The sequence below is a fragment of the Streptomyces sp. NBC_00726 genome, from assembly GCF_045161735.1.
GTDB lineage: Bacteria > Actinomycetota > Actinomycetes > Streptomycetales > Streptomycetaceae > Streptomyces.
The window spans coordinates 4306603-4331573 of sequence record NZ_CP108983.1 but is presented as its reverse complement, the minus strand read 5'-3'; the positions used below and the strand labels follow the sequence as shown (position 1 = coordinate 4331573).

General features: G+C 70.1%; 21 protein-coding genes and 1 pseudogene. 11 read left to right on the top strand and 11 right to left on the bottom strand.

The window, feature by feature from the left end; genetic code table 11:
* Positions 1 to 70 precede the first annotated feature (70 nt).
* From OG338_RS19520 to OG338_RS19500, 5 genes are all read right to left on the bottom strand, one after another.
* On the bottom strand, positions 71 to 1048 hold the full coding sequence (locus OG338_RS19520) for a DMT family transporter (RefSeq protein WP_405938544.1): 978 nt from the start codon (positions 1046 to 1048) through the stop codon (positions 71 to 73).
* The gene (locus OG338_RS19515; protein WP_405938543.1) at positions 1045 to 2160 is read right to left on the bottom strand and encodes an arginine deiminase family protein; all 1116 of its coding nucleotides are present in this window, start codon (positions 2158 to 2160) and stop codon (positions 1045 to 1047) included. Before OG338_RS19515 ends, OG338_RS19520 begins: the two co-directional genes overlap by 4 nt.
* A complete protein-coding gene (locus tag OG338_RS19510) occupies positions 2157 to 3350 on the bottom strand; it encodes an acetyl-CoA carboxylase biotin carboxylase subunit family protein (RefSeq protein ID WP_405938542.1) in 1194 nt (397 codons plus the stop codon). The genes OG338_RS19515 and OG338_RS19510 overlap by 4 nt, the downstream gene beginning before the upstream one ends.
* Positions 3338 to 4621 (bottom strand): ATP-grasp domain-containing protein, encoded by a 1284-nt coding sequence (locus tag OG338_RS19505; RefSeq protein WP_405938541.1) that lies wholly within the window; start codon positions 4619 to 4621, stop codon positions 3338 to 3340. The genes OG338_RS19510 and OG338_RS19505 overlap by 13 nt, the downstream gene beginning before the upstream one ends.
* Positions 4622 to 4689: 68 nt before the next feature.
* Complete coding sequence (locus tag OG338_RS19500; RefSeq protein WP_405938540.1) at positions 4690 to 5364, bottom strand: iron-containing redox enzyme family protein; 675 nt, start codon at positions 5362 to 5364, stop codon at positions 4690 to 4692.
* Between the two features lie 610 nt (positions 5365 to 5974).
* Between OG338_RS19500 and OG338_RS19495 the strand changes: the two genes are divergently transcribed.
* The 3 genes from OG338_RS19495 (at position 5975) to OG338_RS19485 (ending at position 9588) form a co-directional block, all read left to right on the top strand.
* A complete protein-coding gene (locus tag OG338_RS19495) occupies positions 5975 to 7222 on the top strand; it encodes an acetyl-CoA carboxylase biotin carboxylase subunit family protein (RefSeq protein WP_405938539.1) in 1248 nt (415 codons plus the stop codon).
* 15 nt (positions 7223 to 7237) lie between these two features.
* Positions 7238 to 8410, top strand: a complete 1173-nt coding sequence (locus tag OG338_RS19490; protein ID WP_405938538.1) for an MFS transporter — start codon at positions 7238 to 7240, stop codon at positions 8408 to 8410.
* Positions 8411 to 8628: 218 nt separating this feature from the next.
* Positions 8629 to 9588 (top strand): hypothetical protein, encoded by a 960-nt coding sequence (locus tag OG338_RS19485; protein WP_405938537.1) that lies wholly within the window; start codon positions 8629 to 8631, stop codon positions 9586 to 9588.
* Here OG338_RS19485 and OG338_RS19480 read toward each other — a convergent pair.
* A complete protein-coding gene (locus OG338_RS19480; protein ID WP_405938536.1) occupies positions 9567 to 10847 on the bottom strand; it encodes an RNA-guided endonuclease InsQ/TnpB family protein in 1281 nt (426 codons plus the stop codon). The two genes, OG338_RS19485 and OG338_RS19480, sit on opposite strands and share 22 nt — an antisense overlap.
* A 151-nt stretch (positions 10848 to 10998) precedes the next feature.
* Here OG338_RS19480 and OG338_RS19475 point away from each other — a divergent pair, with 151 nt between their 5' ends.
* The 6 genes and pseudogenes from OG338_RS19475 to OG338_RS19450 all read left to right on the top strand — a co-directional run bounded on the left by OG338_RS19475 (position 10999) and on the right by OG338_RS19450 (position 19222).
* The gene (locus OG338_RS19475) at positions 10999 to 12060 is read left to right on the top strand and encodes a class I SAM-dependent methyltransferase (RefSeq protein ID WP_405938535.1); all 1062 of its coding nucleotides are present in this window, start codon (positions 10999 to 11001) and stop codon (positions 12058 to 12060) included.
* A complete protein-coding gene (locus OG338_RS19470) occupies positions 12061 to 13284 on the top strand; it encodes an acyl-CoA dehydrogenase family protein (RefSeq protein ID WP_405938534.1) in 1224 nt (407 codons plus the stop codon).
* A gap of 135 nt (positions 13285 to 13419) precedes the next feature.
* Positions 13420 to 13926, top strand: a complete 507-nt coding sequence (locus OG338_RS19465; RefSeq protein WP_405938533.1) for a flavin reductase family protein — start codon at positions 13420 to 13422, stop codon at positions 13924 to 13926.
* A 33-nt stretch (positions 13927 to 13959) separates the two neighbouring features.
* Positions 13960 to 15639, top strand: a complete 1680-nt coding sequence (locus OG338_RS19460; protein ID WP_405938532.1) for a protein kinase domain-containing protein — start codon at positions 13960 to 13962, stop codon at positions 15637 to 15639.
* A gap of 6 nt (positions 15640 to 15645) precedes the next feature.
* Positions 15646 to 15822 (top strand): annotated as a pseudogene (locus tag OG338_RS19455) (FHA domain-containing protein); the annotation flags it as partial.
* A gap of 220 nt (positions 15823 to 16042) precedes the next feature.
* On the top strand, positions 16043 to 19222 hold the full coding sequence (locus OG338_RS19450; protein WP_405938531.1) for a tetratricopeptide repeat protein: 3180 nt from the start codon (positions 16043 to 16045) through the stop codon (positions 19220 to 19222).
* Positions 19223 to 19277: 55 nt separating this feature from the next.
* On the opposite strand, the gene OG338_RS19445 is transcribed toward OG338_RS19450, so the two are convergent.
* Both OG338_RS19445 and mca read right to left on the bottom strand, forming a co-directional pair.
* The gene (locus OG338_RS19445; protein WP_405938530.1) at positions 19278 to 19517 is read right to left on the bottom strand and encodes a hypothetical protein; all 240 of its coding nucleotides are present in this window, start codon (positions 19515 to 19517) and stop codon (positions 19278 to 19280) included.
* Position 19518: 1 nt separating this feature from the next.
* Positions 19519 to 20400: a mycothiol conjugate amidase Mca gene (gene mca / locus OG338_RS19440; RefSeq protein WP_405938529.1), complete on the bottom strand. Its 882-nt coding sequence runs from the start codon at positions 20398 to 20400 to the stop codon at positions 19519 to 19521.
* A 97-nt stretch (positions 20401 to 20497) separates the two neighbouring features.
* Here mca and OG338_RS19435 point away from each other — a divergent pair, with 97 nt between their 5' ends.
* Positions 20498 to 20914: a DUF4307 domain-containing protein gene (locus OG338_RS19435; protein WP_405938528.1), complete on the top strand. Its 417-nt coding sequence runs from the start codon at positions 20498 to 20500 to the stop codon at positions 20912 to 20914.
* 183 nt (positions 20915 to 21097) lie between these two features.
* Positions 21098 to 21595 (top strand): transcription elongation factor GreA, encoded by a 498-nt coding sequence (gene greA, locus OG338_RS19430; RefSeq protein WP_405938527.1) that lies wholly within the window; start codon positions 21098 to 21100, stop codon positions 21593 to 21595.
* 69 nt (positions 21596 to 21664) lie between these two features.
* Here the strand turns inward: greA and OG338_RS19425 are convergent, their stop codons facing one another.
* The 3 genes from OG338_RS19425 to ilvA form a co-directional block, all read right to left on the bottom strand.
* A complete protein-coding gene (locus tag OG338_RS19425) occupies positions 21665 to 22528 on the bottom strand; it encodes an ABC transporter permease (RefSeq protein WP_405938526.1) in 864 nt (287 codons plus the stop codon).
* Entirely contained in the window at positions 22525 to 23511 is a 987-nt protein-coding gene (locus OG338_RS19420) for an ATP-binding cassette domain-containing protein (protein WP_405938525.1), read from the bottom strand. The genes OG338_RS19425 and OG338_RS19420 overlap by 4 nt, the downstream gene beginning before the upstream one ends.
* A 102-nt stretch (positions 23512 to 23613) precedes the next feature.
* Entirely contained in the window at positions 23614 to 24843 is a 1230-nt protein-coding gene (ilvA, locus tag OG338_RS19415) for a threonine ammonia-lyase (protein WP_405938524.1), read from the bottom strand.
* Positions 24844 to 24971 lie beyond the last annotated feature (128 nt).

Here is a 24971-nt window from a genome sequence, read left to right as displayed (position 1 = left end):
GAAGGGGCAGGTGAGAGGAGTCGGGACCGCGGACGCCGGGCGAAAGTCTCCCGTCTTCCCGGGCGGCCGCTCACACGTCGTCCGCAGGGCTGAGCCGTGGCTCCTTCTCGGTGGTGGTGGGTGCGGGGGCGGGCGTGTTCGCGTCCGCGCGTTGGAAGCAGTAGAGCGCGAACAGCATGACGGCGCCGCCCAGGAACTGGAGCGGGCCCATTCCCTCGCCGAGGATCAGCCAGGCCAGGATGGCGGCCACGACGGGGCGCAGCAGGCCGGACATGGATGCGAGGGCGGGGTCCACGGTGCGGAGCGCGTAGGTCATCAGGCCGTGTCCGAGCAGTTGGCTGACGAGGGCGTAGCCGAAGACGAGGGCGTAGCCGGCGAAGGTCTTCGGCAGCAGGGGATCGCTCGTCGCGATCGCCACGGGGGCCAGCATCACCATGATCACCAGTGAGTTGGTGAGCATGATGACGGTCGTGGGGATGCGCTCCCGCAGGCGTTTGGTCATGAGGAGGAAGACGGCGTACAGCGCGGCGGACGTCAGGGCGAGGCCGTCGCCGAGGGCGTGCAGGCTGCTCGGTGCCCGGTCCCCGCCGCCGGCCACGACGAGGGTGCCCCCGACGAGCGCGACGGCCACCGCCACCGTCTTCATCCGGGCGACGCGTTCGCGGTACACCAGCCAGGCGATGAGCAGTACGAACACGGGCGATGTGTTCATCAGGAACGCGGTGTTGGCCACGGTGGTGTAGTTGACGGCCCACTGGTTGGCCAGCAGGTCGAGTCCGGAGACGATGCTGGCCAGCACGAGGAGTCCCATGTCCCGGCCCCGGATGTCCCGTACGCGCACCGCGGCGCTGCGCGGTGCGAGGACCGCACCGATCAGCATCGAAGCGGCCAGCATGCGCAGCATGAGCGTCGCGGTGGGGTCCACCTCGCTCAGGCGTACGAAGATGAAGGCCGAGCCGATCCCCACGACGCTGGCGGCGAGGGCGAGTTGCCCCCGTACTCGCTCGGTTCGTGTGGTGTGCGGACCCGTCTCGGGCGCCGTCGTCATGGAGTCTCGTTCTCCTGTTCCGGAACGCGAACGGTGTTGAGTGCGCAGTGGACGCTTCCGAAGAGCTTGTGGTGATGGCCGAAGGGCACGCTCACCACCTCGATGCCCCGCGGCTCCAGAAGCGGCGCCAGTTCCTTGTGCGCGGCCGACGAGGTGAGGACGGTCCGCTCGTCGGGCAGGAAGAAGCTGTTGGCGGCGAAGAGGAGTTGTTGTCCGGCCGAGAGGGGGACGACGTCGGTGCCCGTCGCGTGCAGTGCCTCGCGGAGGGTCGTCGCGGTGCCGGACTCGTCCGGGCCTCGGTGCACGACGGCCGATACGTCGGCGTCGTCCAGCCGGTCCTCGGCCACGAGGGCGAGGCCGGGGCCGAGGGCCAGCCAGTGGTCGAGGTGGAATTCCTCGGGGCGCCGGCGTCCGTCGCGCACGCTGATGACGGCCCGGTCCCCGGTGACCAGCCGCCGGCGGAGCGGGTCCATCGCCTCCGGGCTGCTCCGGAATCCGCCGCCGAGGACGGCCAGGCGTTCCGCGACCGCGGCGTCCCCGCCCTCCAGCCAGCGGCCCTCCTCGGTCGTGAGCTCGGCGGGCCGGCCCCGGAGCTGTTCGAGGACCGTCCTGACGACCGCGGTCTCCCGCGCCCGGTCCTGTCTGCGCAGCCGCCCGAGCGCCACCGCGTCCCCGAGATCGACGTAGTGGTCGCGCGGGAACATCAGGCCGAACAGGGGGCGGATCTCGTACGACTCGTAGGCGGCGTCCGGGCTGATCTCGGCCAGCTGGGGATCGGCGTGCGTACGCAGATGCGGCCGGCGGATCACGATGTCCGCCAGGTCGTTCCCGCTCCAGCTGTCGAAGGCCGCCCGGATGCCGGGCCAGCGGTCCGGCTCGTCGGTGCCGATCGCGGCGGTGGCGAGGCCGACCAGCGCCTCCCGGGGGGCCTCCGTCAGGAGCTGACGGACACTCAGGCACTCGGCCCCGCGGCTGACCAGGACCTCCTTCAGCGCGGCCGACTCCGCGGCGGCGCGCCCCGGGTCGTAGGGCGGGTCCTCGCCCATGAAGAGCGCCATCTCGGCGGGCATGACGTCGCCCGGGTTCTGGATCAGAAAGACGGTACGGCTCATCGGCCCTCCTCCGTCAGCACGTAACGGTACGTGCGCAGCGTCTCGGCCACCGCGTCGGTGAGGTGCTTCGCGGACGGCGCGCGGTAGCGGAACCGCCCGAGGAGCTCGTCGTAGCCGCCGGTGCCGTCGAAGCGGTGGCCCGGCTCGGGCAGCACCTCGGCGTACAGGCAGTCCACCCGGTCCACCAGGCTCTGCCGCGAGACCAGGGTCCGCCCGGTCGGTTCCGGCAGCATGAGGAAGCCGGCGTGCTCGCGTGGGGCGCCCTGGGGCAGCGTACGCGGAGCCCGTCCCAGGACGACGCGGAGCCAGTCGCCCACGAGATCCACCCCGTAGACGTCGTGCAGCACGAACGGGATCTCGCCGCCGCCGACGCGCGCTCCGACCTCAAGGAAGACCGGCCCGTCGGCGCTCTCGATGACCTCCAGGTGGAACGGCCCCTCGCGCAGGTCCAGCGCGTCCAGGCACCGGTCGGCGAACTCACCGACGAGGGCGGCCGGCTCGTCCAGGCGCACCACGGAGGCGAGCGGCTCGCCCTGCGCGAATCCGTAGCAGGTGCCGAGGTACTGGGAGCTGAGCCGGAAGCACGTACGGCCTTGGTGGCGCAGGCCGTCGATGTGCCAGATCGGTCCGGAGACATGCTCCTCGGCCTCGTAGTCGGCCAGGTCGAGACCGGCGAGCGCCGCGGCGGGGTCGGTGCCGGGCTCGATCACGACGACTCCGCCGGACGCCGCGCCGGCGCACGGCTTGGCCACCACCGCTCCCCCGCGGGTACGGGCGAACTCCACGACCTGCGCGGCCGAGGTGACGGGGCTGAACCTCGGAACCCGGAGCCCGGCCGCGGCGACGGCCTCCTTCATGCGGGGCTTGTCCCGGAACAGCCGGGTGGCCTCCACCCCGGGGCCGGGCACGCCCAGCCGTTCACGTACGGCGGCGGCGGTCAGCAGGTCGAACTCGGACTGGGCGAACACCACGTCGAAGGGGCCGGCCTCCCGGTGGCACCGCTCGGCGGCCGCCAGCACCTGCTGCTCGTCGACGAGCGAGGGCAGCACCTCCAGATGGCGGCTGAACCGCTGGACCATGGGCACGTGTGCCGGGACCGTCACATAGGAGACCTCGTGCTCCTCGTGGTCGACGTACCGGTCGTACTCCGCGAAGCTGTCGCTGTGCCGGTTGAGGATCAGGAGGCGCATGCGGCGACGCTCCTCACGGACTGCTCGACGTGCGTGTCCACTTCGGTGAGCGCGGCGTCCAGCGTCCGCCGGTCGTCGGCGACGAGGACGGCGTGCCCGAAGCGGTCGCGGAAGTCGGTGGCGGGTCGCAGCGCGGCTCCCGCCGTCCGGTCGACCGAGGCGCCCCGGCACCCGGTGACGGCGGAGATCCGGCGGACGAGCCGGTCCGGATCGCCGAGCACGGCCGGTCGCGGGACGCTGAAGAAGCGCACTCCCGCGACGCGTGGCCGGCCGCCCACGTCCGGCGGTGCGACGGGCAGCCCGGCCAGGGCCCGGATCATCGCGCGGGGCAGGTCGAATCCGTACGAGGCCGCGACCAGCTCCGGAATCCGGTCACCGCCCAGGCGCGCGCCCACCTCGATCACCACGGGTCCCGACGCGGTCAGCCGCGCCTCCAGGTGGAAGACCCCGACGTGCAGGCCGAGGGCCTGGACGGCGGCCCGGGTGACCCGCTCCACCTCGGCCCGGGTCTCCGGTCCGAGCCCGGCGTCCACGATGTGCCCGATCTCCACGAAGTGCGGCTCGGGGCCGAGTTGTTTCTCGGTCACGGCCACGACGCGAACGGTGCCCTCCGCGACGTACCCCTCGACACTCACCTCGGGGCCCGTCACATACGACTCCACGAGGAGCCGGCCACCGATGCTGAGGCCCAGGTCGTCCAGGGGGTCGTTGCGGGACAGCTCCACCTGGTCGCACAGCTCGCCGAAGTCCTCGACGCGGCGTACCCGGAGGCTGCCGCTGCCGTTGACGGGCTTGACGACCGCGGGGAAGCCGACCTTGCGGGCCACGTCCTTGAGCAGGGAGTCGTCGGCGCGTTCGACGGCGACCGGGACACCGCTGGCCACTCGCACGCCCTGGACCGCGAGCGCCTGTTTCATCCTTCGCTTGTCCCGCAGCAACTCGGCCGACCGGGGGGCGATCCCCGGCAGGCCCAGGCGCTGCGCCACAGCGGACGCGGTGGGTATCGCGTACTCGAAACCCGGTACCACCGCGGCGATCTCGGTCCGCCGGGCCAGGGCGGCGGCCATGTCGGCCACCGCCCCGGCCGACCGTGTGTCCACCTGGTGGTGGGCCGCCGTACCCGCGGCGACGGCCTCCCGTGCCGCGGTGGGCAGCTCCTGGACCGCCCGGCGATCACCGATGTGGACACCGAATCCGAGCGCGAGCGCTGCCGGGATGAGGTCGACGCCGGATGACTCCGGTTCGAGTATCAGGACGGTCCTGTCGGGCACTGCGAATCCTTACGGTCGACATCATGGCGTGACGCGGATGTACGGGCGGTCCAGGGCTTCGCGGTGGCTCAGACCTTGCGGCCGGCCGTGGTTTCGTAGAGCTCGGTGAAGTAGAGCGCGATCAGGTCGATGAAGTTGGTCAGGTGCCGTTCGGCGTCTTCGAGGGAACCCCAGCCCTTGATGGCCCGGTCCACCGTGCCCCACATCAGCTCGTCGTGGTCGTGCGACTCGTCGTAGTCGATGTGGGCCTGGGAGCCCTTGACCTTCTCCAGGCCGTAGATCTCGGCCGCGTGCTTGGTGATGCCCGGGTTGTAGCGGTCCGAGTACCACTCGACGAACCAGTTCCAGACGGTGGTCGGGAGCGGCCCTTCCTGGTTGATGGAGAAGTACATGTACCCGATGAGGTACTCGGTCGAGGGCAGGGGACGTGTCGCGTCCACGTCGTCCTTGCTGAGACCGAACTCCTTCAGGTCGCGCAGGAACATCCCCTCGTGGTTGTTCTCCTCGGAGAGGTACCTCGCGAGCGTCGCGGCGAGCCGGTGGTCCTTGTAGCCCACCTTGTAAAGCCCGTACGCGTCCACCTCGTTGTTGAGGCGAATGCGGAGCACGGTCTCCACGAGGTGACGCCGGTAGTAGTCCGGGTCCGACCACTCTGCGGCGTGGAATTCACGGGCCTTCGGAACCTTCTCGAAGAGCCGCTCCATTCCTTCGGCGGCAAGCTTTTCGAGGCGTTCGCGTGACATATAAGTGCCCTTCATCGCTCGTTGGTGATGGCTTTCCTGGCACCCTCGGGCGCGCCGTGAAGGTCATGGGCGCGTTCCGTCAGCAGGGCGCGTCGTACCGGCAGGCGTGAATGTGTCTGGTCGCACGTGAGGTCATGGAACGGGTCATGGACTGACGTGGGCGTCCCACGTCGACGCGCTTTGCCGTCGCAGTAATCGCCGTGGAGTCGGCTCTTGCGGGAATGCGGCTCTCCGATGCCCGGTCTCCGCTCCGGGCGGCGTGCTCACCTCCGGCATGAGACCACTCACCGTGGGGCTCATGAGGAAAGTTGTTCCTAATGTGGCACAGATCACATGCCCTGACGTCGGCCAACTCCCCAGTAGCCTCGGGCACTTGATCTCCACATCGCGCGGCCGGGGCAACCTTGACGCCGGCCGGGCGCCGGCCCGAGCATCTTCAGCGGCTCAGACTCCCCCCACCCGGGCGTATCCACATCGACGCCCGACAGCGCTCCGACAACACCCCGACAACGCAACAGTCCAACAGCCTTGATACTGCGTGAACTTGACGAAAAGTCTTGTTAACCAGGCCCCAATTGACACCCACTTCACCGCTACTTAACATGACCGCATGGTTACATCTAGATCGTATGTCCTCCTCTTAGGGATCGGTACGCGCCTATTCCTGCGTGAGCGCTCGTTCTCGGGTGCCAAGGATGCGAGTTCCATGCCCGTGTGGTCGACAGCACTCGATCCTCAGCGTTCCCCACAGCGCTTCTTCGACCGAGTGATTGCGGCGGACGACGGTTACGCGGATTCCGTGCTCACGGCGGTCGCCGAGTGGAAACGGCGCGGCTGGGATCTGGCGGCGGTCGTGCCGATCAACGACTGGGGTGTACCGACGGCGAGTGCCGTGGCGAAGGAATACGGATTGCCCGGACTCTCCACGGATTCCGCACATGTCACACGCGACAAGTACGCGATGAAGGCACGTTTCGAGGCGGCGGATCTGCCGACTCCGCGCTCCATCGCCGTCACCTCCGAAGCGGAGATGCTCGCGGCGGCCGGGGAGATCGGATACCCGGTCGTGCTCAAGCCCGCCGACTTCAGCGGCAGCGGCGGGGTCAGCCTCGCCCATACGCGCGACGAGGCGATCGCCGCATTCGCGGCCTCGGTGGAACACATCGAGCGCTACCGCGACGATTTCCCCATCGAGGGCACCCACTACCTGGTCGAGCAGTACGTGGACTCCCTGGAGGAGGTCTCCGTCGAGGTGCTCTGTCACGGGGACCGGCGCAAGACGCTCACGGTGACCGAGAAGTACCTCTCGGATCCCCCCGTGTTCGCCGAGCTGGGGCACCTCGTGCCCAGTCACCGTACGGGCGACAAGGCGCTGACGACCTTGGCGGAAAAGGCGTGCGAGGTCCTGGGAATCGACCACGGGATCGCGCACGTCGAGGTCAAATTCGACAGCAAGGGCGCTCCGTGGCTCATCGAGGCCGCGGCCCGTCCCGGCGGTGACGGCATCATGGACCAGCTGGAGCGTGCCTACGGGTACAACCCGTACACCCTGCATGTGGCCTCCTACTTGGGGATCGATCCCTTCCCGCTGGTGCGCGGCGAGCCCACCCGCAGCAGCGCCGTGGCCTTCCTGAAGGCGCGGCCGGGAGAGATCGCCTCCGTGAGAATTCCCGAGAAGCTTCCCGAGAACGTGGTCTCCGTCCATGTGTCCAAGGCGCCCGGCGATGTCGCGAAGCCCGTCGCGGACTGGACCACCCGGGACGGCGTGGTCGAAATCGCGTGGGACGAAATCTTCACCGAACGCACCCTGATGCCCGTCAAGATCGCGGATACGCTCTCCGATGAAATCTTCGGCTGAGCCGAAATTGAAGTCATGGAAAAAGCCTTGCCGACAGCTATGATGCGCTATACCATCGTTTCGACCGCTTACCGCCTCTTCGCCGGCACTTTCCTCGTCGTGATCAACTGGCAGATCGCGACAGCGGAAGGCGGAGGATACTGGCGGTTGGTCGTTTCGACGCTGTTGTCATATCTGCCGGCACTGGCGGTTCCACTCGTACTCCGCCGCATTACTATCTCGGGACAGCTGCTTTCTGTGCTGTCTCTGCTTTATGTGGCCATGATCGCGTTCGTGGTCAGTTTTCTCGTCGAGAATCCCACCGGGCTGGTCGTGGCGAATCTCTTCATGTGGATCGGCTTCTTTTCCCTGGAGGCGAGCTGGGAAAGCTGGTTCAACGAGGAGAAGCGTCGGCAGGATGTGTCGTGGGCCAGCTCCGTCACCATGTCGGCCAATCAGGCGGCGCTGATGATCGGGCCGTTGCTGGCCCCCGTGATCATCGGGCTGGTGGGCACCCGCGGCATCGTCCAGGCGTTGACGGCGGGTTTTGTGCTGGTCGCGGCGTTCAGCTGGCCGGGAGCGGGTGCGGCCGCGGTCCCGGCCACGGCCGACGAGCCCGAGGCGGAGGCGGAGGCGGAGGCGGCGGCCGGACCCCCGGTGAAGCCTGCGGCTCCCCGGCGTCTGATCGCCACGTTCGCGCTCGTCTGGCCGGTGCTGGGCGCGTTCAATCTGATGCTGCCGCTCCAGGTCAGTGACCGCGGCGCCGGCCTGGTCGCGGTCGCCGTCGTGGACGCCTGCCTGGGCATCGGCGTCATCGTCTCCGGTGTGCTGTCGGCCCGTACGCGACTGTCCTCCCCCACCCTCTCGAAGCTGGTGATCGCCTGCACCGTACTGGGCGGGGTCCTGTGGGCCCTGCCGACGGGTGGAGCCGCCGTCATCGCGATGGCGCTCTCCACCTTCGCGCTGGGGACCGGCTTCGGCGCGCTGCGCATCGCGCTGCGCGAGTACACCGCCACCCATCACGACTCCGCTGTCACCGGCCATGCGGTCGCCCTCGGCAATGCCACGGCGATTCCCGTCCTGGCCGTCGTCTTCCTCGTTCTCGGTGCGGCGCAACCACTGGTGTGGATCGCGCCGTTCGTACTCGTCCTCGTTATGTCGTACTCGTTCCAGGGGTGCCGAACATGGATAGCATCGTTGAAGATCTAGTCGCCCTCCGCCTCGACCCTCACACTCTTCGAGGCGCTGACCCCCACCACGGCCTCGTGGCTGCCGCCGAAGGCGTCACCACAATGGAGGCCGCACGATGTCGTGAGGCAATCGATGTTCTCGAATCGATTGCCCCCCAATCCCTCGATCCCGAATACCGCACCACCCGCGAAGCCGTGCTGAGCTGGGCGCGCGGGGATTTACCGAGTGCTCGCGATATGCTGGCGAGCAGCCTGGAGAACTCCGGCGGAGAGCACGCACTGCTCAACGGCTTCCTCGCGCATATGGCCGACTTCTCCCTGGGCGACGACGAAGGAATGCTGGAGACGGGCCGCGTCCTCGCCAAACTGCGCACCACGATGACCCGTCGCGCCGCCGGCCTCTGTGACGGCCTTCTCGCCTTCGCGCTGGAGGAATGCGGGGAGTATTCCGACGCGATCGTCTCCGCCGAGCGTGCGATGAGCGTCAATCCCGATGATGTCTACGCACTGCACGCCAAGGTGCATGTGCTCCAGCGGCTGCACGACCACCGGTCGGCGCGCGCGTCCATCTCGCACTACTCCAACGGGTGGGGTGCGGCGGAGCCGATGCGCATCCACATGTGGTGGCACTTCGCCATCGGGCTGCTCGGTGAGGGCGAACTGGACGAGGCGCTGCGCTGCTACCAGCTGGAGGTACGCCGCAAGTCGCGGGCGGGAGCCCAGGAGGACCTCGACGCGGTCGCCCTGCTGTGGCGGCTGGAGATGCTGGGCGGACCGGATTTCTCCGAGCTGCTGTCGCCCCAGTGGTCGACGCTCGCGGACGCCTGGGGCGCCTACGCGACGGACCCGAACTACGTCTTCAACGACCTGCACGCGGCGATGGCGTTCGCGAAGGTCGAGGACTACCGCCTCTTCGACAGGATCGTGGCCTCCTGCCGCACCCGGGAGTCGCCGGAGTTCTTCCACTCGGTGTGCCGGCCCCTCTTCGAGGGCATCGCGGCCTTCGCGCAGCAGGATTACGCGACCTCCTCCCGGGTCATGAACCTCGCCCTGGAACAGCAGCGGTTGAGCATCGGCGGCAGCAAGGTGCAGCAGAACATCTTCCACTGGACCCGGGATGCGGCCGACGCCCATCTCCGCGGCAGCAAGCCCATCGAGCTGTTCAGTTCTCACATTCACGCACAGACGGGAAATTGACATCCTCCCCGCCCTTGGAGGGCGGGGATTCCTGGCTCACGTTGGCTGGGGACCTGCGGTCTACCGGCTCTTACACGATCGGCACCAGCCGGGTTGAGACCAGCCCGGACCAGCATCACGCGCGCGGAGTTCTTGTCCCTCGGGGACACGGCTCCGCATGTGGTGCAGGTGTAGGTACGTTCCGAAAGGGGAAGTGCGTGCTTGGTTCTCGCACCGCACCGTGCGCAGTCCATCGTGGTTTGTGCGGGATGCACGAGACGGACGTCCCGCCCGTGCTTACGGCCCATCTCGATCAGGGCGGTCTTGGTGGCGCTGATCGCGGCGTCGGCTGCTTTGCGGGCCATGCTGGTCTTCGCCAGGAACTTCGGGCGGAAGTCCTCGACGGCGATGGCATCGTGGTCACGGACCACCGTCTTGGCCCACTTGCGAGCGGTGTCCTGCCGCTGCCGGACCACCTTCTTGTGCACCTTCGCGGCCTGCCGTTGGGCCTTGCGGTAGCCCTTGGACGCGGCTTTGCCCTTGGCCGGGCGGCGGCGGGCCATCATCCGCTGATACCGCCCCAGCCTCCGCGCCGCACTCTTCCCATGACCGGGGTGGGGCAGGTCGTGGGCGTCCGATGTGGTAGTCGCGGTCTCCTTCACACCCCAGTCCACACCGAGCACACGCCCGGTGGCGGGGAGCGGCTGAGGTTCGGTGGCGACGACGAACGACGCGTACCAATGCCCCACGCTGTCCCGGTACACCCGCACCGAGGACGGCACGGATGGCAGCTTGCGGGACCATACGACCGTCAGGACGATGCCGCCGGCGAGGTGCAGGCGGCCGTCCTTGAGGCGGAAGCCGCGCCGGGTGTAGTTCAGCGTGGGCCGTGCGTCCCGCTTCCGCTTGATCCGGGGCATCCCGGCCCGCCGCCGGAGCGGCAGCTTCGCCTTGATGTCCTTGAGCGCCTTGGCGCGGGACGTGGCGAAGTCACGGATGGTCTGCTGCTGCAGTACCGACGCACCTCCACGCAACCAGGGCATCGACTGCCGGGCCTCGGTCAGCAATCTGTCCAGCCGGCCCGGACCACACGTCGCTTTCTCAGCGGCGTCGCGATTCGCGGCGTGGACCTTGCGGGACATCGCCACGCACTCGTTCCACACCCACCGACACCGCGCCCACTCACCCTCCAGCCGGGCGAGCGCCGCCGACGACACACGCAGCCGAAAGGTGTACCGGGCACGCCCGGGCCCCTGACCAACTGCCGCTTTCGTCGCCATGATCCGCAACCTAACAGCCCCCACTGACAACGAAAGAAAGCACAGGCCAGGACCGATGTGGAGCGAACTCCGCCGCTTCGCGGCTCCGCTCCAAGGACCCATTCCTCCCCGTCCCGAAGGACGGGGCATCCTCGGAGAATCAAGGGGAACGATGACTGAGAAGATCACTGTCGCCATGGACGCGAACGAGGTCGTGCAACTCGACTATCCGGAGCCCGCGTCACTGACGGTCACCCGGGGCAGGCTCGGCTTCTACTATCTGCCCGACGACGGCTACTCCGAGGAGGAGTTGCGCGAGGCCGTGACGGTCATCGGCGTCGGCGAGAAGATCAGCATCGCGGCGGGGAAGAAGCTTTTGCTGACGGCCGTGCTGCCGCAGACGGAGTACAGCAACGAGAGCACGGCGGTGCCGCAGCAGCGCACCATATCGCCGGACTACCCGATCGTCTCCGCGATGCGCAAGTACGTGACGGAGAAGGGCTATTACTTCGGGTACGAGGACCGCTACGCGAAGGTGTACGAGCACGGCGCGGCGTCCTGGGAGGATGCCTCCGAGAACGCGAGCCTGCGCGAGATCCTGGCGCGGCACCCGGATCTGTTCAAGGGTGACATCGTGGACCTGGGCACCGGCGAGGGGCGCGACAGCCTCTTTCTGCTGGGCAGCCGAACAGGCCGTACGGTGACCTCCTTCGACGTGTCACACAGCGCCCTGGAGAATGCGCGCCGGCGTGCGCGGGAGCAGGGGCTGCCCGCCGACGGGTTCATCGAGAAGGACATCATCTTCCTGCGCGACGTGCCGGCGGAGTCCTTCGATCTGGCCCTCAACATGGGTGCGCTGCACATGCTCGACCGGGCGGAGGACCGGGCACGGCACATCGCCCGTGTCTTCGACGTGCTGCGCCCCGGTGGCCACTTCATCGTCGACCACTGTGCTTCGGAGTGGGGGCGCGGCTTCCACACCATCAAGGACTACGACGACATCGCCGCCGACCTGGTGCCCGGGCGCACCATCACCCGCTATGTCGAGATCGACGGCGAGCGCAAGCCCATCGACCTTGAGGTGCTGCACTACTCCGAGCGTTCCGCGGAATCGCTGCTCGCCGAGTTGGCCGCCGCGGGCTTCGAGGAGTTCGCGCGCCTCGACACGGACACGGAAGCCTTCGGCAACTCGACGTTGCAGGTGGTGCGGAAGCCCGGGAAGGATGCCAAGTAGATGACATCCGATCTCTCATCCACCGTATCGGCCGAGGCGAGTGTGCTGGCGCTGGCGAAGGACCTGGCCGCGGGCGCGGTCGCGCGTGACGGTGGCCGCGAGCTGCCGCGGGAGCAGGTGCGGGCCGTGGCCGACGCGGGTTTCAGCCGGCTGCGCATCCCGAAGGAATGGGGCGGTGACGGGCTCACGATTCCCGAGTGGGGGGACGTGCTCATCGAGCTGGCGGCGGCCGACTCCAACATTCCGCAGATCTTCCGGGGCCACATCGCCTTCGTGGAGGACGTCGTGCACCGGCCGGACGAGGACTACCGCAAGCGGTGGCTGCCCCGGCTCCTCGACGGACAGATGGTCGGCAACGCCTGGTCGGAGGCCGGCCCGATCGCGATGGGGCAGAAGAACACGCTCTTCGCCCTGCGGGACGGCGAGATGACGGTCTCCGGCAAGAAGCACTACACCACCGGTTCCATTTTCGCGGACTGGGCGGATGTCTCCGGGATCTACGAGGACCGGAGCGTGGCCGGATTCGTCTCGATGCGTCAGTCGGGCGTCACGGTCCACGACGACTGGGACGGCTTCGGCCAACGCACCACCGGCACGGGCACGTTGTTCTTCGAAGAGGCGAGTGTCGACCCTCGCGACGTCGCCTCCTTCGATGAGCGCATCCGCTATCAGACGCCGCTCTACCAGTGGATTCTGCTCGTCGTGCAGGCCGGTATCGCCGTCGCCGTCGAGCGGGACATCGTGGCGGCGGTGCAGAACCGCCAACGGAACTACTCGCACAGTTCCGCGCTTCTCGCCAAGGACGACCCGAACATCCAGTCGGTCGTGGGAGAGATCTCCTCCATCGCCTACACGGCGCGGTCGCTGGCCCGGGGAGTGGCGGAGACGTTGCAGCGGGCCTCGGAGACGGGCCTCGCCGGGCGTGATTCGGAGGAGGACCGCGAGGCGAACCTGGTGGCGGAGATCCGCTCCGAGCAGGCACAGGTGATGCTCTCCGAGCTGGTGCCGCGCTCGGCGACCCTGCTGTTCGACGCGCTGGGCGCCTCGGCGACGAGCACCGGTCGCGCGCTGGACCGGCACTGGCGCAACTCCAGGACGGTCGCCAGCCACAACCCCTCGATATTCAAGCAGCGGGCGGTCGGCGACTGGCTGCTCAACGGCACTCCGCCGCCCGTCGACTGGCAGGTGGGCGCGCCCTCCACGAAGAAGCCGGCTTCGGACTGACGTCGTGGAGCCGCTTGTCACGGCAGGGGCGACGGGTACGGCGCCCCTGCCGTGTGCCGACACTTCCGCACCCGCCGACCACCCTTCCACCGCACCACTCCACCGGCCGCGTCACGCGACAAGGGAGCTGTGTCCATGACCGCACCGCCCGTAGTGACCTCACAGGACTTTCGTGCCGTCATGGCCCGGTTCACCTCGGGCGTCACCGTGGTGACGACGACCGACGGAAGAGGTGCGGATCACGGCTTCACCGCCAGTTCGTTCACCTCTGTCTCCCTTGATCCCCCGCTGATACTGGTCTGCCTGGCCCGGAACGCCCGCTGCCACCCGGCCTTCGAGCAGGGATACCGTTTCGGGGTCAGCGTCCTCGCGTCCGACCAGGGGCCGCTGGCGCAGCGCTTCGCGAGTTCGTCGGACGACAAGTTCCAGGATGTCGCCGTCACCCGTACCGGCCATGGGACGCCGCTGATCCAGGGCGCGTTGTGCACCCTCGAATGCGAGACGGACGCGCAGTACGAGTCCGGCGACCACACCATTCTGGTGGGGCGGGTGGCAGAGGCGGAGTCCGGCGAGGGCAGCCCGCTCGTCTGGTACGAGAGGGGCTTCCACTCACTCGCCGCTTTGAGCCACCCGCAGGCGTAGAGCGCGGAGCCGGGCTTTCGTAGGGTGGGCCGCATGACGACGGCGGAGGGGGCGGGGCGGCGGGCCGTCGACGGGCGGTTCGAGTTGCTGGAACGGCTCGGCGGCGGGGGCATGGGCCTCGTGTGGCGGGCGCGCGACATGGAGTTGCACCGTGAGGTGGCGCTCAAGGAGGTGCGCCCGCTCGATCCGAGGATCGCGGAGAACGGCTCGGCGGAGGCGGCCGTGCTGCGGGAACGGGTGCTGCGGGAGGCCCGGGCGCTCGCGCGGCTGCGGCATCCCCAGGTGGTGACCATCTTCCATATCGTCACCGGCCCGGAGGTGCGGTTTCCGTGGCTGGTCATGGAGTTGGTGCCCGGCGGCTCGCTCGCCGACCGGCTGGAGCGCGGACCGCTGGCGCCGGCCGAGGCCGCCCGGCTGGGCCGGGGAGTGCTGGCCGGCCTGGTCGCGGCGCACTCCGCGGGCATCCTGCACCGCGATGTGAAGCCGGCCAACGTGCTCATCCGGGAGGACGGCAGCCCGGTCCTCACCGACTTCGGGATCGCCGCGCTGGGCGAGCTGTCCACGCTGACCACGACCGGCGCGCTGATCGGCTCCCCCGAGTACATCGCGCCCGAGCGGCTGCGCGGCCGGGAGGGCGATCCCGCGTCCGACCTCTGGTCGCTCGGCATGCTGTTGTACGTCGCGGTGGAGGGCGCCCATCCGATGCGGCGCGGCACGGTCCTGGCGACCCTCACCGCGGTGCTGGAGGAGTCCGTGCCGCCGCCCGCCCGCGCCGGGGCGCTCGCCCCCGTGCTGACCGCCCTCCTGCACCGCGACCCCGCCGCCCGCCCGGACGCGGCGGAACTGGAACGGCTGCTCGCGGCGGTGGAGGCGGGCACGGCGGGCGGCGGCCGCGCCGATACGGGGGCGGGCGCGCCCAGCCCCACGCCCAACCCCGCGCCGGACGCACCCGGATACGCCGACCTGCCGACCCGCTCCGCGCCCCTCCCCCGCCCCGACGCGGCGCAACCGTCCGACGCGGGGCACCCCACCGACGCGCAACCGTCCGCGGCCGAGCCCTCCGACGCCGTCCCGGACCGCACCGACGAGACCCCCGCGCCCCCTCCTCCCACCAGCCGCCCCCGTCGCCGCCTCCTCCTCACCCTCGTACAACTGGCCGTCGTCCTGGCCCTGATCGGTGCCGGGGTGCACTACCTGCCGGGGCTCGTGGACAAGGCCGGGACGGCCACCGGTGGCGCCTCGCCGAAGCACCGGTCGGACGGCTACTTCCTCACCCCGAAGGGCATGCGCGAGGCGGTGGCCGCGCTGAAGGCGAAGACCGGCGGCACCGTCGTCCAGCAGGTGACCGCGCACGGCTATCTGGTCTCGGTCAGCGTCCAGCGCAAGGACCGGCCGGAGGTGCGGATCGGCTACGACTACCGGGGCGACAAGGTCGAGGGCGGCACCCCGGCCGGGACGGTCAGCACACCGGACGCCGTCGACATGGCCGCGTTCGACTGGGACCTGCTGGACGACCTGTGGCCCAGGGCCCAGTCCGAACTGGGCATCGAGAACGCCGAACGCAGCCATCTGATCCTCGGCTACGACCCCGAGATCAAGGGATCCGCCGTCTCCCTGTACGTCAGCGACGCGTACGGCACCGCGTACCTGATGGCGGACGGCAAGGGCAAGATCGTGTACCGGAATCCCAGAGAGGCGCCCGGAAAGGGGTAACGGTCCGGTCGCGGGGTGTCCGGGCGGGGCCTGGGGATTCCGCATGACGGGGTGTCGCGTTGCGCGGGCGAGATCGTCGCGACGGACACGTACTGGTCGCTCAGCAATCTCAGCCGTACGGCGACCTATGCCGTCGAGAACCCCGAGGGTGCCGGGGAGCACATCAAGGTGGCGCCCGGACGGGGAGGCGACCGCGCTCGCCTTCCGCTCGACCGGTCGAAGCGGTATTTACAACATCCGCTCCCACAAGTGGGTGAGCAGCTGCGACAACCTGATGCACTGACCCAACCCCCCAGCGGCCCACCGGCGTTCCCGGGCGGTGGGCCGCTCCCCCTCCCTCGCGCAGACGCGTCGCACGAAGGACACTGGACCTCGCGACCAGCGAAGCCGGAGGGGGACACGGATGCAGTTGAGAGACGGCCACCGGGCCGACGCGGAACGGCTGTTGGTACGGGCCGTGGAGGAAGAGGCGCGGCGCAGCGGCGGGCGGACGGACCCGTCCGTCCTGCTGACCCGGGCGCGGGCCGCGCTCGACACCATCGCGGAGGGCGCGGCCGAGGAGTACGCGGCGTATACGCAGGCGCTCGACGCCTCGGCGAGCGGACAGCGCTTCAGCCGGGAGAGCATGGCGACGCCGTTACTGGTGACCGGTGTCGCCGCCGCCGCGGCCTTCGGCGCCGATGTGGCGCTCGGTACGGCGTCCGGGCTCGCGCTCGGCGCGGGCGCGGTCGTCGCCGTGGCGGGGGCCACCGCGACGGTCGCCAAGGCCACCGCCTCGCACCGGCCGGCCGACCGGGCGGGCGCCACTCCGGAGCAGCTGCGGCTGCAATGGCTGGCCGCCCTGGACGTACGGGGCATCCGCCCGTTCCTCGACCAGCAGCGGATGCTCACCGCCACCACCCGAGCCCCGGCGAAGAAGGCCGCCGCCAAGGCCCGCACCCCGTTGCGCGGCGGGGACCGCAGCGCGGCCGCGCGGATGCGGTCGCTGCTTGAGCAGTCGTTCGGCCATCTCCCGGCGGCCGACGGGCTGTTCGCGGGGCGGCGGGCCGAGCTGGCCCGCATCGGCCAGTGGGTGCACGCGGCCCGCGCGTCGACCGAGACGAAGCCGACCGTTGTCGTGCTGCACGGCCCGCCGGGCGCCGGGCGCACCACGCTCGCCGTACGGGCGGCGCACGAGCTGAGGGACCAGTTCAAGGGCGCGTGCGTGGTGGACCTGCGGGGCAACGCGGAGGGCGAGGCACCGTTGCCGACCCGGGACGCGCTGCTGCATCTGCTGAACCGGCTGGGCGCGCCCCGTGAGCAGCTGCTGTTCCGGGACAGCGCGTCCGCCGAGCAGCAGGTGCGCCGGCTCGGCGAGCTGTACCACCAGCATCTGACGGGCACCGCCGTGACGATCGTCCTGGACGACGCCCGGGACGCGGAGCAGGTCGCGACGCTGATCCCGGAGCGCTCGGACAGCCTGGTCCTGGTCACCACCCGCGAGCCGCTGGACCTGCCCGATTCGCTGCCCGCCTGGGTGCACCGGCTGGAGGTCGGGGCGCTCGATCCGGGCGGTGCGGAGGAGCTGCTGCGCGGGGTCTCGCAGGAGGCCGAGCCGGGTCCGTACGACTATCCGTCCAGCGAGGCGATCACCGAGCTGTGCGGCGGGCTGCCGCTGGCGCTGCGCGTCGCCGGTTCCGCGCTCGGGGCGCGTACGGCGGACGTGCTGGCGGCGGACCTCGCCGCGTACGGCCCGGTGCCGCCCGTCGAGCGCGCCCTGTGGCTGCGCTACACCGACCAGCCCGAGCAGGCCAGGCGGCTGCTGCGGCGGCTCGCGCTGGCGGGCCGGGCGAGCCTGGGCGCGGCGGCGGCCGCGGCGCTGCTCTCCGCCGACGAGCAGGAGGCCGGCCGGCTGCTGACGGCCCTGTCCGGGGCCGGGCTGCTCGACCATGTGCGCGGCTCCCGCTACCGGCTGCACGATCTCGTACGCGGCTTCGCGCTGGCCCGGCTGCTGGACGAGGAGGAGCCGGCGGAGCGGGCCGCCGCGCAGGAGCGGCTGATCGCGAACTACGCGGAGCTGGCCGGTGCGGTGATCCGGATGGTGGACGGCAAGATGTCGACCCGGGCCGGTCAGTTCGGCTCGCACGGCTTCAGCTCGCTGGACGCGGCCCTGCGCTGGCTGGACGACGAGTCGAGCTTCATCACCTCCGCCCTGCGCCACGCGGAGGGCGTCGACCAGGCGGCGGTGCTCGCCCTGCTCGGCGCGCTGTGCGACTACTGCCTGCTGCGCGGCGACCTCTACCGGCTGGGTGAGATCAGCGAGCTGTCCCAGGCGGTCGACCAGGGGCTTCTGGAACGGTCGGTGCAGTGGCGTACGGGCATCGCGGCCCGGCAGCTCGGCGAGCTGGACAAGGCCCGCAGCACGCTGTCGTCCGTCGTCGGCCTGTACCGGGAGGCGCAGAACGACGCCGGTACGGCGCTGGCGCTGTGCTCCCTCGGCATCACGCTGCACCACCAGGGCAATCTGACCGAGGCGGCGGCCCGGCTCCGCGAGGCGATGGCGCTCCAGCTCGCCGCCGGGCAGGACGCGGACCGGGCCTGGTCGCTGCACGCGCTGGCCGCCGTCGAACGCGACCGGGGCGATCTGGCCGAGGCGGTCGCCCTGCTGGACACCGCGCTCACCCTGCACCGCGAGGGCGAGTCGCTGCACGGCGAGGCGTGGACCCGCTTCCAGTCGGGCCAGGTCCGGCTGCGCCTGGGCGAGGTGGAGCAGGCCGAGACCGCTTTGCGCGCCGCCCTCGATCTGTACGGGCGGACCCGGGACGAGCGCGGCGAGGCGTGGGCGACGACCCAGCTGGCCCGGGCCCGGCTGCTGGCCGGCGAGCCCGGCGCGGCCGTCGAGCAGCTGGCCGCCGCCCTGGCCCGGCACCGCGACAACGAGGACGCGCGCGGCGAGGCGTGGACGCTGTACTACCTGGGCCAGGCGCTGGAGGAGACCGGTGACACGGTGGAGGCCGTGCGGCATCTGGAGCGGGCCCGCACGATGTTCTCGCGGATGCGCGATGTCTACGGTCTGGCGTGCGCCCGGCACCACTCGGGGCGCGTCACCCGGGACCAGCGGGCCGCGCAGACGGGCAACCTGCGCAATTCCGGGTTCGCCCGCCAGCTGCTGGCCGACGCGCGGGCGGACTTCCGGCGCATCGGGGTCGCCCACGGCGAGGCGTGGAGCTGCCTGGACCTCGCGCTGATCGACGCGGGCAACCAGCGGACGCCCCAGGCCCTCGGGCTGTGCGACGAGGCGGTCGCCCTGTTCGAGTCGTACGGGGACGCGCGCGGCGCGGACTGGGCGCGCTTCCTGCGGTGCACGCTGCTGCCGTACGCCTCACCGGGCGGCGCCGAGGTGGGCACGGTGGTCGCCCAGCAGGAGCTGGCCGAGCTGCGCGCGGCCGGCCACCCGGCCAGGGACCCCAAGGTGGACGACTGCGCGGACACCTACCGGGTGGTCCTGGACCGGGGCGCGGACCTGGAAACGGGCTGGCAGGCGTGGTCGCTGCACCTGACGCCGTCCCGGCGGACCCGGGAGATCATGGGCGTGAGCGTCTGATCCGTCCGGCGCTCGGGGACACGGCGGGCGGGGCGCACCCGGGCGCCCCGCCGTCCTACTTCCGCTTCGCGGACACCGGCTCGGCCGGCTCCTCGGCCGCCGCCGGGTCCGACGCCGCCGGGGTCTCCTCGAAGTTCACCCGCCCCATGTGCCGGTTCATCGACTTCATGAGCGCCCACACGCCCACGGCGAGCGCCGCGAAGACGATGAAGCCGAGGACCCCGGGGGTCACCTTGTTCTTGTCGAGTTCCTCGGCGAGCGGGACGAGGTTCGTCAGTGCCTGAGTCGCGTACATATCAGGCATTGTCGCGGATGCCCGCGAAGAGGTCGCTCTCGGGGAGGGAGGTATCGACCAGAGACTTCGCCAGCTCGTACTCCTCGGTCGGCCAGACCTCCCGCTGGATGTCCATCGGGACGCGGAACCAGCCGCCGTCCGGATCGATCTGCGTGGCGTGCGCGATCAGCGCCTTGTCACGGATCTCGAAGAAGTCCGCGCACGGCACGTGCGTGGTCAGGGTGCGCTCGGCGCGCCCGAACTCCTTCCACCGCTCCAGCCACTCCCCGTACGGCGACTCCATGCCGCGGGCGAGCAGCGCCTCGTGCAGGGCGACCGTGCGCGGCCGGTTGAAGCCCTGGTTGTAGTAGAGCTTCCGCGGCGCCCAGGCGGGGCCGAACTCGGCCTCGGGGAACTTCTCGGTGTCCGCCGCGCCCTCGAAGGCGATCATCGAGATGGTGTGGGTCATGATGTGGTCGGGGTGCGGGTAGCCCCCGTTCTCGTCGTACGTGGTGATGACCTGCGGCCGGAACGCGCGGATCTTCGCCACCAGGCGGCCGGCCGCGACGGTCTCGTCCTCCAGGGCGAAGCAGCCCTCGGGGAGCGGGGGCAGCGGGTCGCCCTCGGGCAGGCCCGAGTCCACGAAGCCGAGCCATTCCTGCTTCACGCCCAGGATCTCCCGGGCCTCGTCCATCTCCTTGCGGCGCACCTCGTGGATGTTCTCCTCGATGTAGGCGTCGCCCTGGAGTTTCGGGTTGAGGATGGAGCCGCGCTCGCCTCCCGTGCAGGTCACGACCAGCACGTCCACCCCCTCGGACACATACTTGGCCATGGTGGCCGCGCCCTTGCTCGACTCGTCGTCGGGGTGAGCGTGTACGGCCATCAGTCGAAGCTGCTCAGTCAAGACTCGATCCTCAGTGATTGGTCGCGAAGTGCAACTTCTATAGTGACCGAACCGGGGGGTGGAAAATTCCTCGATCCCCGGTACGGGAGGAACGATCATGACGGCGGTGCGCGAGACGCTTCCCGAGAACCGCTACGGCCGCTCCGCGGACCAGCGCGCGGACCGCAAGCTCAAGATCATCGGTGCGGTGCTCGGCGCCGCCCTGCTGGGCGTGATCGGCTGGATCGGCTACGACTACGTGGGGGGCAAGGGCCTCAGCGCCGAGATGATCAAGTTCAAGGTCACCTCGGACGAACGCGTCGAGGTACACCTTGAGGTCCGCAAGGGCCGGGACGACCAGGGCTACTGCACCCTCCGCTCGCTCAGCGAGAACGGCACGGAGGTCGCCCGCAAGGACTTCCGTTTCGATGACGACAGCAGCCGGATCGACAGGATCCTGACCCTGCGGACGACGTCCCGGGCGACCGCCGTCGAGCTGCTGGGCTGCACGGCGGACGACGGGGCGCCGCGTTGACCGCAGCACGCCCGTCTTAACCCCATTTAAACGGCCCTGACCTGCGGTTTCCACGGTCGGGACCTTTGCCTTCTCCCCCTTTTCCCGGTGAATTGTTAGGCTCGTGGTTTCGCCCACCCGTAGCAGCGCATGCTTGCGGGTAGGGCGTTGCTTTGTATTCCCAGTACCGACGAGGAGCACCCTGTGACCCAGACCAGCGAAAACGTCACCTGGCTCACGCAGGAGGCGTACAACCAGCTCAAGGCCGAGCTGGAGCACCTGTCTGGTCCCGCGCGCACGGAGATCGCCGTCAAGATCGCGGCGGCCCGTGAGGAGGGGGACCTGCGCGAGAACGGCGGGTACCACGCGGCCAAGGAGGAGCAGGGCAAGATGGAGCTCCGGGTGCGCCAGCTGACCCAGCTCCTCGAACACGCGAAGGTCGGCGAGGCGCCGGCCGACGACGGCGTGGTCGAGCCCGGCATGGTCGTGACGATCGCCTTCGACGGCGACGAGGACGACACCATGACCTTCCTTCTCGCCTCCCGTGAGTACGCGAGCGCGGACATCGAGACGTACTCCCCGCAGTCGCCGCTCGGCGTGGGCGTGAACGGCAAGAAGACCGGCGACAACGCCGACTACGAGCTGCCGAACGGCAAGACCGCCACGGTGAAGATCCTGTCGGCGAAGCCGTACACCGGCTGATCCGTACGTGGGAGAGCCCCGGCCGCGCGATGCGGCCGGGGCTCTTCCGTGTCCGGGGCTCCGGCGCCCTCAGTGGGAGACGGAGCGGTACTTGCGTACGGCCAGGGTCCGGAAGACCACGATGATCAGCACGGACCAGATCAGCGAGGCCCAGACGGGGTGCTCCATCGGCCAGGCGCCGGTCACCGACTTCGGGACGCCCGCGATCGTGTTGCCGAACAGTTCGCGGGCCGCCGCCACCGTCGCGCTGAACGGATTCCACTCGGCGACGTACTGGAGGAACGTCGGCATCCCGTTGACCGGCACGAAGGCGTTCGAGATGAACGTCAGCGGGAAGAGCCAGATCAGGCCGCCGGAGGTGGCCGCCTCCGGGGTGCGGACGGTGAGGCCGATCAGCGCGCCGATCCAGGTGAACGCGTAGCCGAGCAGGAGCAGCAGGCCGAAGCCGCCGAGGACCTTGCCGATGTTCTCGTGGGTGCGCCAGCCGACGAGCAGCGCGACTCCCGCGAGGACGACGAGCGTGACGGCGGTCTGCACCAGGTCGGCCAGCGTCCGCCCGGTCAGCACCGCGCCCCGGGCCATCGGTAGCGACCTGAACCGGTCGATGAGGCCCTTGTGCATGTCCTCCGCGATGCCCGCGCCGGCGCCCGCCGTGGCGAAGGTGACGGTCTGCGCGAAGATGCCCGCCATCAGGAATTCCTTGTACGCGCCGGCGCTGACGCCCGCGCCCGGGATGGCGATCGAGCCGCCGAACACGTAGGTGAAGAGCACCACGAACATGACCGGCTGGATGATCCCGAACAGGATCATCTCGGGAATCCGGGTCATCCGGATCAGGTTCCGCTTGCCGATGACCAGCGAGTCGCGGACCGACTGGCCGATGCCGCCGCCCGGGCGTGGGGCGGCGGTACGGGCTTCGCTGAGGGCGCTCATTTCTCCGTCTCCGTTCCGGGGTTCCCGGCCTCGTTCTTCTCCTGTTCGGCCGCGTGGCCGGTGAGGGAGATGAACACGTCGTCCAGGGTGGGGCGGCGCAGCCCGATGTCGTCGATCTCCACGCCCTGGGCGTCCAGGTCGCGGATGACCTCGGCGAGGAGCTTGGCGCCGCCGTCGACCGGGACGGTCAGCTTGCGCATGTTCGGCAGGACGGCGGTCTCGCCCTCGCCGAGGCGGTTGAGGACGGTGCGGGCCGGCTCGATCTGCCCGGGGTCGTGTACGACGACCTCGACGCGCTCGCCGCCGATGCGGGCCTTGAGCTGGTCGGAGGTGCCGCGTGCGATGACGCGTCCGTGGTCGATCACGCAGATGTCGTGGGCGAGGTGGTCCGCCTCCTCCAGATACTGCGTGGTCAGCAGCAGGGTCGTACCGCCGGCGACCAGCTCCTCGATGACCTCCCAGAGCTGCTGGCGGTTGCGCGGGTCGAGCCCGGTCGTCGGCTCGTCCATGAACATGACCGGCGGCGACACGACGAGCGCCGCCGCCAGGTCGAGGCGGCGGCGCATGCCTCCGGAGTACGTCTTGGCGGGGCGGTCCGCCGCGTCGGCCAGATTGAACCGGTCGAGCAGCTCGCCCGCCCGGGCCTTCGCCGCGCGTCCGCTCATCTGGTAGAGCTGGCCGACCATGCGCAGGTTCTCGCGGCCGGTCAGATATTCGTCCACGGCGGCGAACTGGCCGGAGAGCCCGATCGAGCGCCGCACCTCGTTGGGATGCTTCAGGACGTCGATCCCCGCCACGAAGGCGCTGCCGCTGTCCGGCCTGAGCAGCGTCGTCAGGACCCGGACGGCAGTCGTCTTGCCGGCTCCGTTGGGGCCGAGGAGTCCGAGCACGGTGCCTTCCGGCACGTCGAGGTCGACACCGCCGAGTGCGGTGACGTCACCGAAGGTCTTGACGAGCCCTTCGGCGTAGATGGCGCCTGGCATATGGGATTCCCCCAGTGCGTTCGGGTGGCTACCTCTCGGGTCCAGATCCTAGGTACGCCGGGGGCGCGATGCCCGATGAACACACAAGTGGGGGCATACGTGTCAGCCCATCACCAGATAGCCGGCGTCCCGCAGCGCCGCCTTCACGTCGTCGCAGTGCTCCGGCCCCTTGGTCTCCAGGTGCAGTTCCACCTCCGCCTCGGTGAGGCCGAGCCGGGGGTCCGTACGGGCGTGGCTGACGTCCAGCACATTGGCGTCGGCGACCGAGAGAACGCCCAGCATCGCGGCCAGCGCGCCGGGCCGGTCGGTGAGCCGCAGCCGCAGGCTGAGGTAGCGGCCGGCCGCCGCCATGCCGTGGGTGAGGATGCGCTGCATCAGCAGCGGGTCCACATTGCCGCCGGAGAGCAGCGCCACCACCGGGCCGTGGAACGCCTTCGGGTCGCTCAGCAGCGCGGCGACCGGGCTCGCCCCGGCCGGTTCGACCACCATCTTGGCCCGCTCCAGGCAGAGCAGCAGGGCGCTGGACAGCTCGTCCTCGGAGACCGTACGCACCTCGTCCACCAGGTCCCTGACCAGGGCGAACGGCACATCGCCCGGGCGCCCGACCTTGATGCCGTCGGCCATGGTCTGGAGCGTGCCGACGGAGACGGGGCGGTCGGCCGCCAGGGACGGCGGGTAGCAGGCGGCGCCGGCCGCCTGCACGCCGACGATGCGCACATCGGGCCGGACGGCCTTGACCGCGACCGCGATGCCGGCCGCGAGCCCGCCGCCGCCCATGCCGACGACGATCGTCCGGACCTCGGGGCACTGCTCCAGGATCTCCAGGCCGACCGTGCCCTGCCCGGCGATGATGTCGGCGTGGTCGAAGGGATGGATGAACACCGCGCCGGTCTCGCGCGCGTACTCCTGGGCGGCGGCCAGGGTCTCGTCCACGACGGTGCCGTGCAGCCGCACCCGGGCGCCGTACTCGCGGGTGGCGGCGACCTTCGGCAGCGGTGCCCCGACGGGCATGAAGACCGTGGAGCGTACGCCGAGGAGCGCAGACGCGAGGGCGACACCCTGCGCATGGTTCCCGGCGCTCGCGGCCACCACCCCCGCGGCGCGTTCGACCGGGGTGAGTCCCGAGATGCGTACGTAGGCGCCCCGCAGTTTGAACGACCCGGTCCGCTGGAGGTTCTCGCACTTGAAGAGGACGGGCGCGCCGACGAGGCCCGAGAGATGGCGGCTTCCTTCGAGCGGGGTGAGCCTGGCGACCCCGGAGAGCATCTTCTGCGCCCCCCGCACGTCATCGAGGATCACGGGGGGAAAGCTGCCGGGCGACGGGAAGTTCATACCGTAAGTCTTGCAGCTCGCAGGGGTTCCGGCCGCCGCTTGCGGGGCCGTCCTGCGCCGATGTCCGCAGGTTTGTGCAGCACTGGTACGCGTTGCCCCGGGGCCGCGTACTCTGTCCCCCACCCATC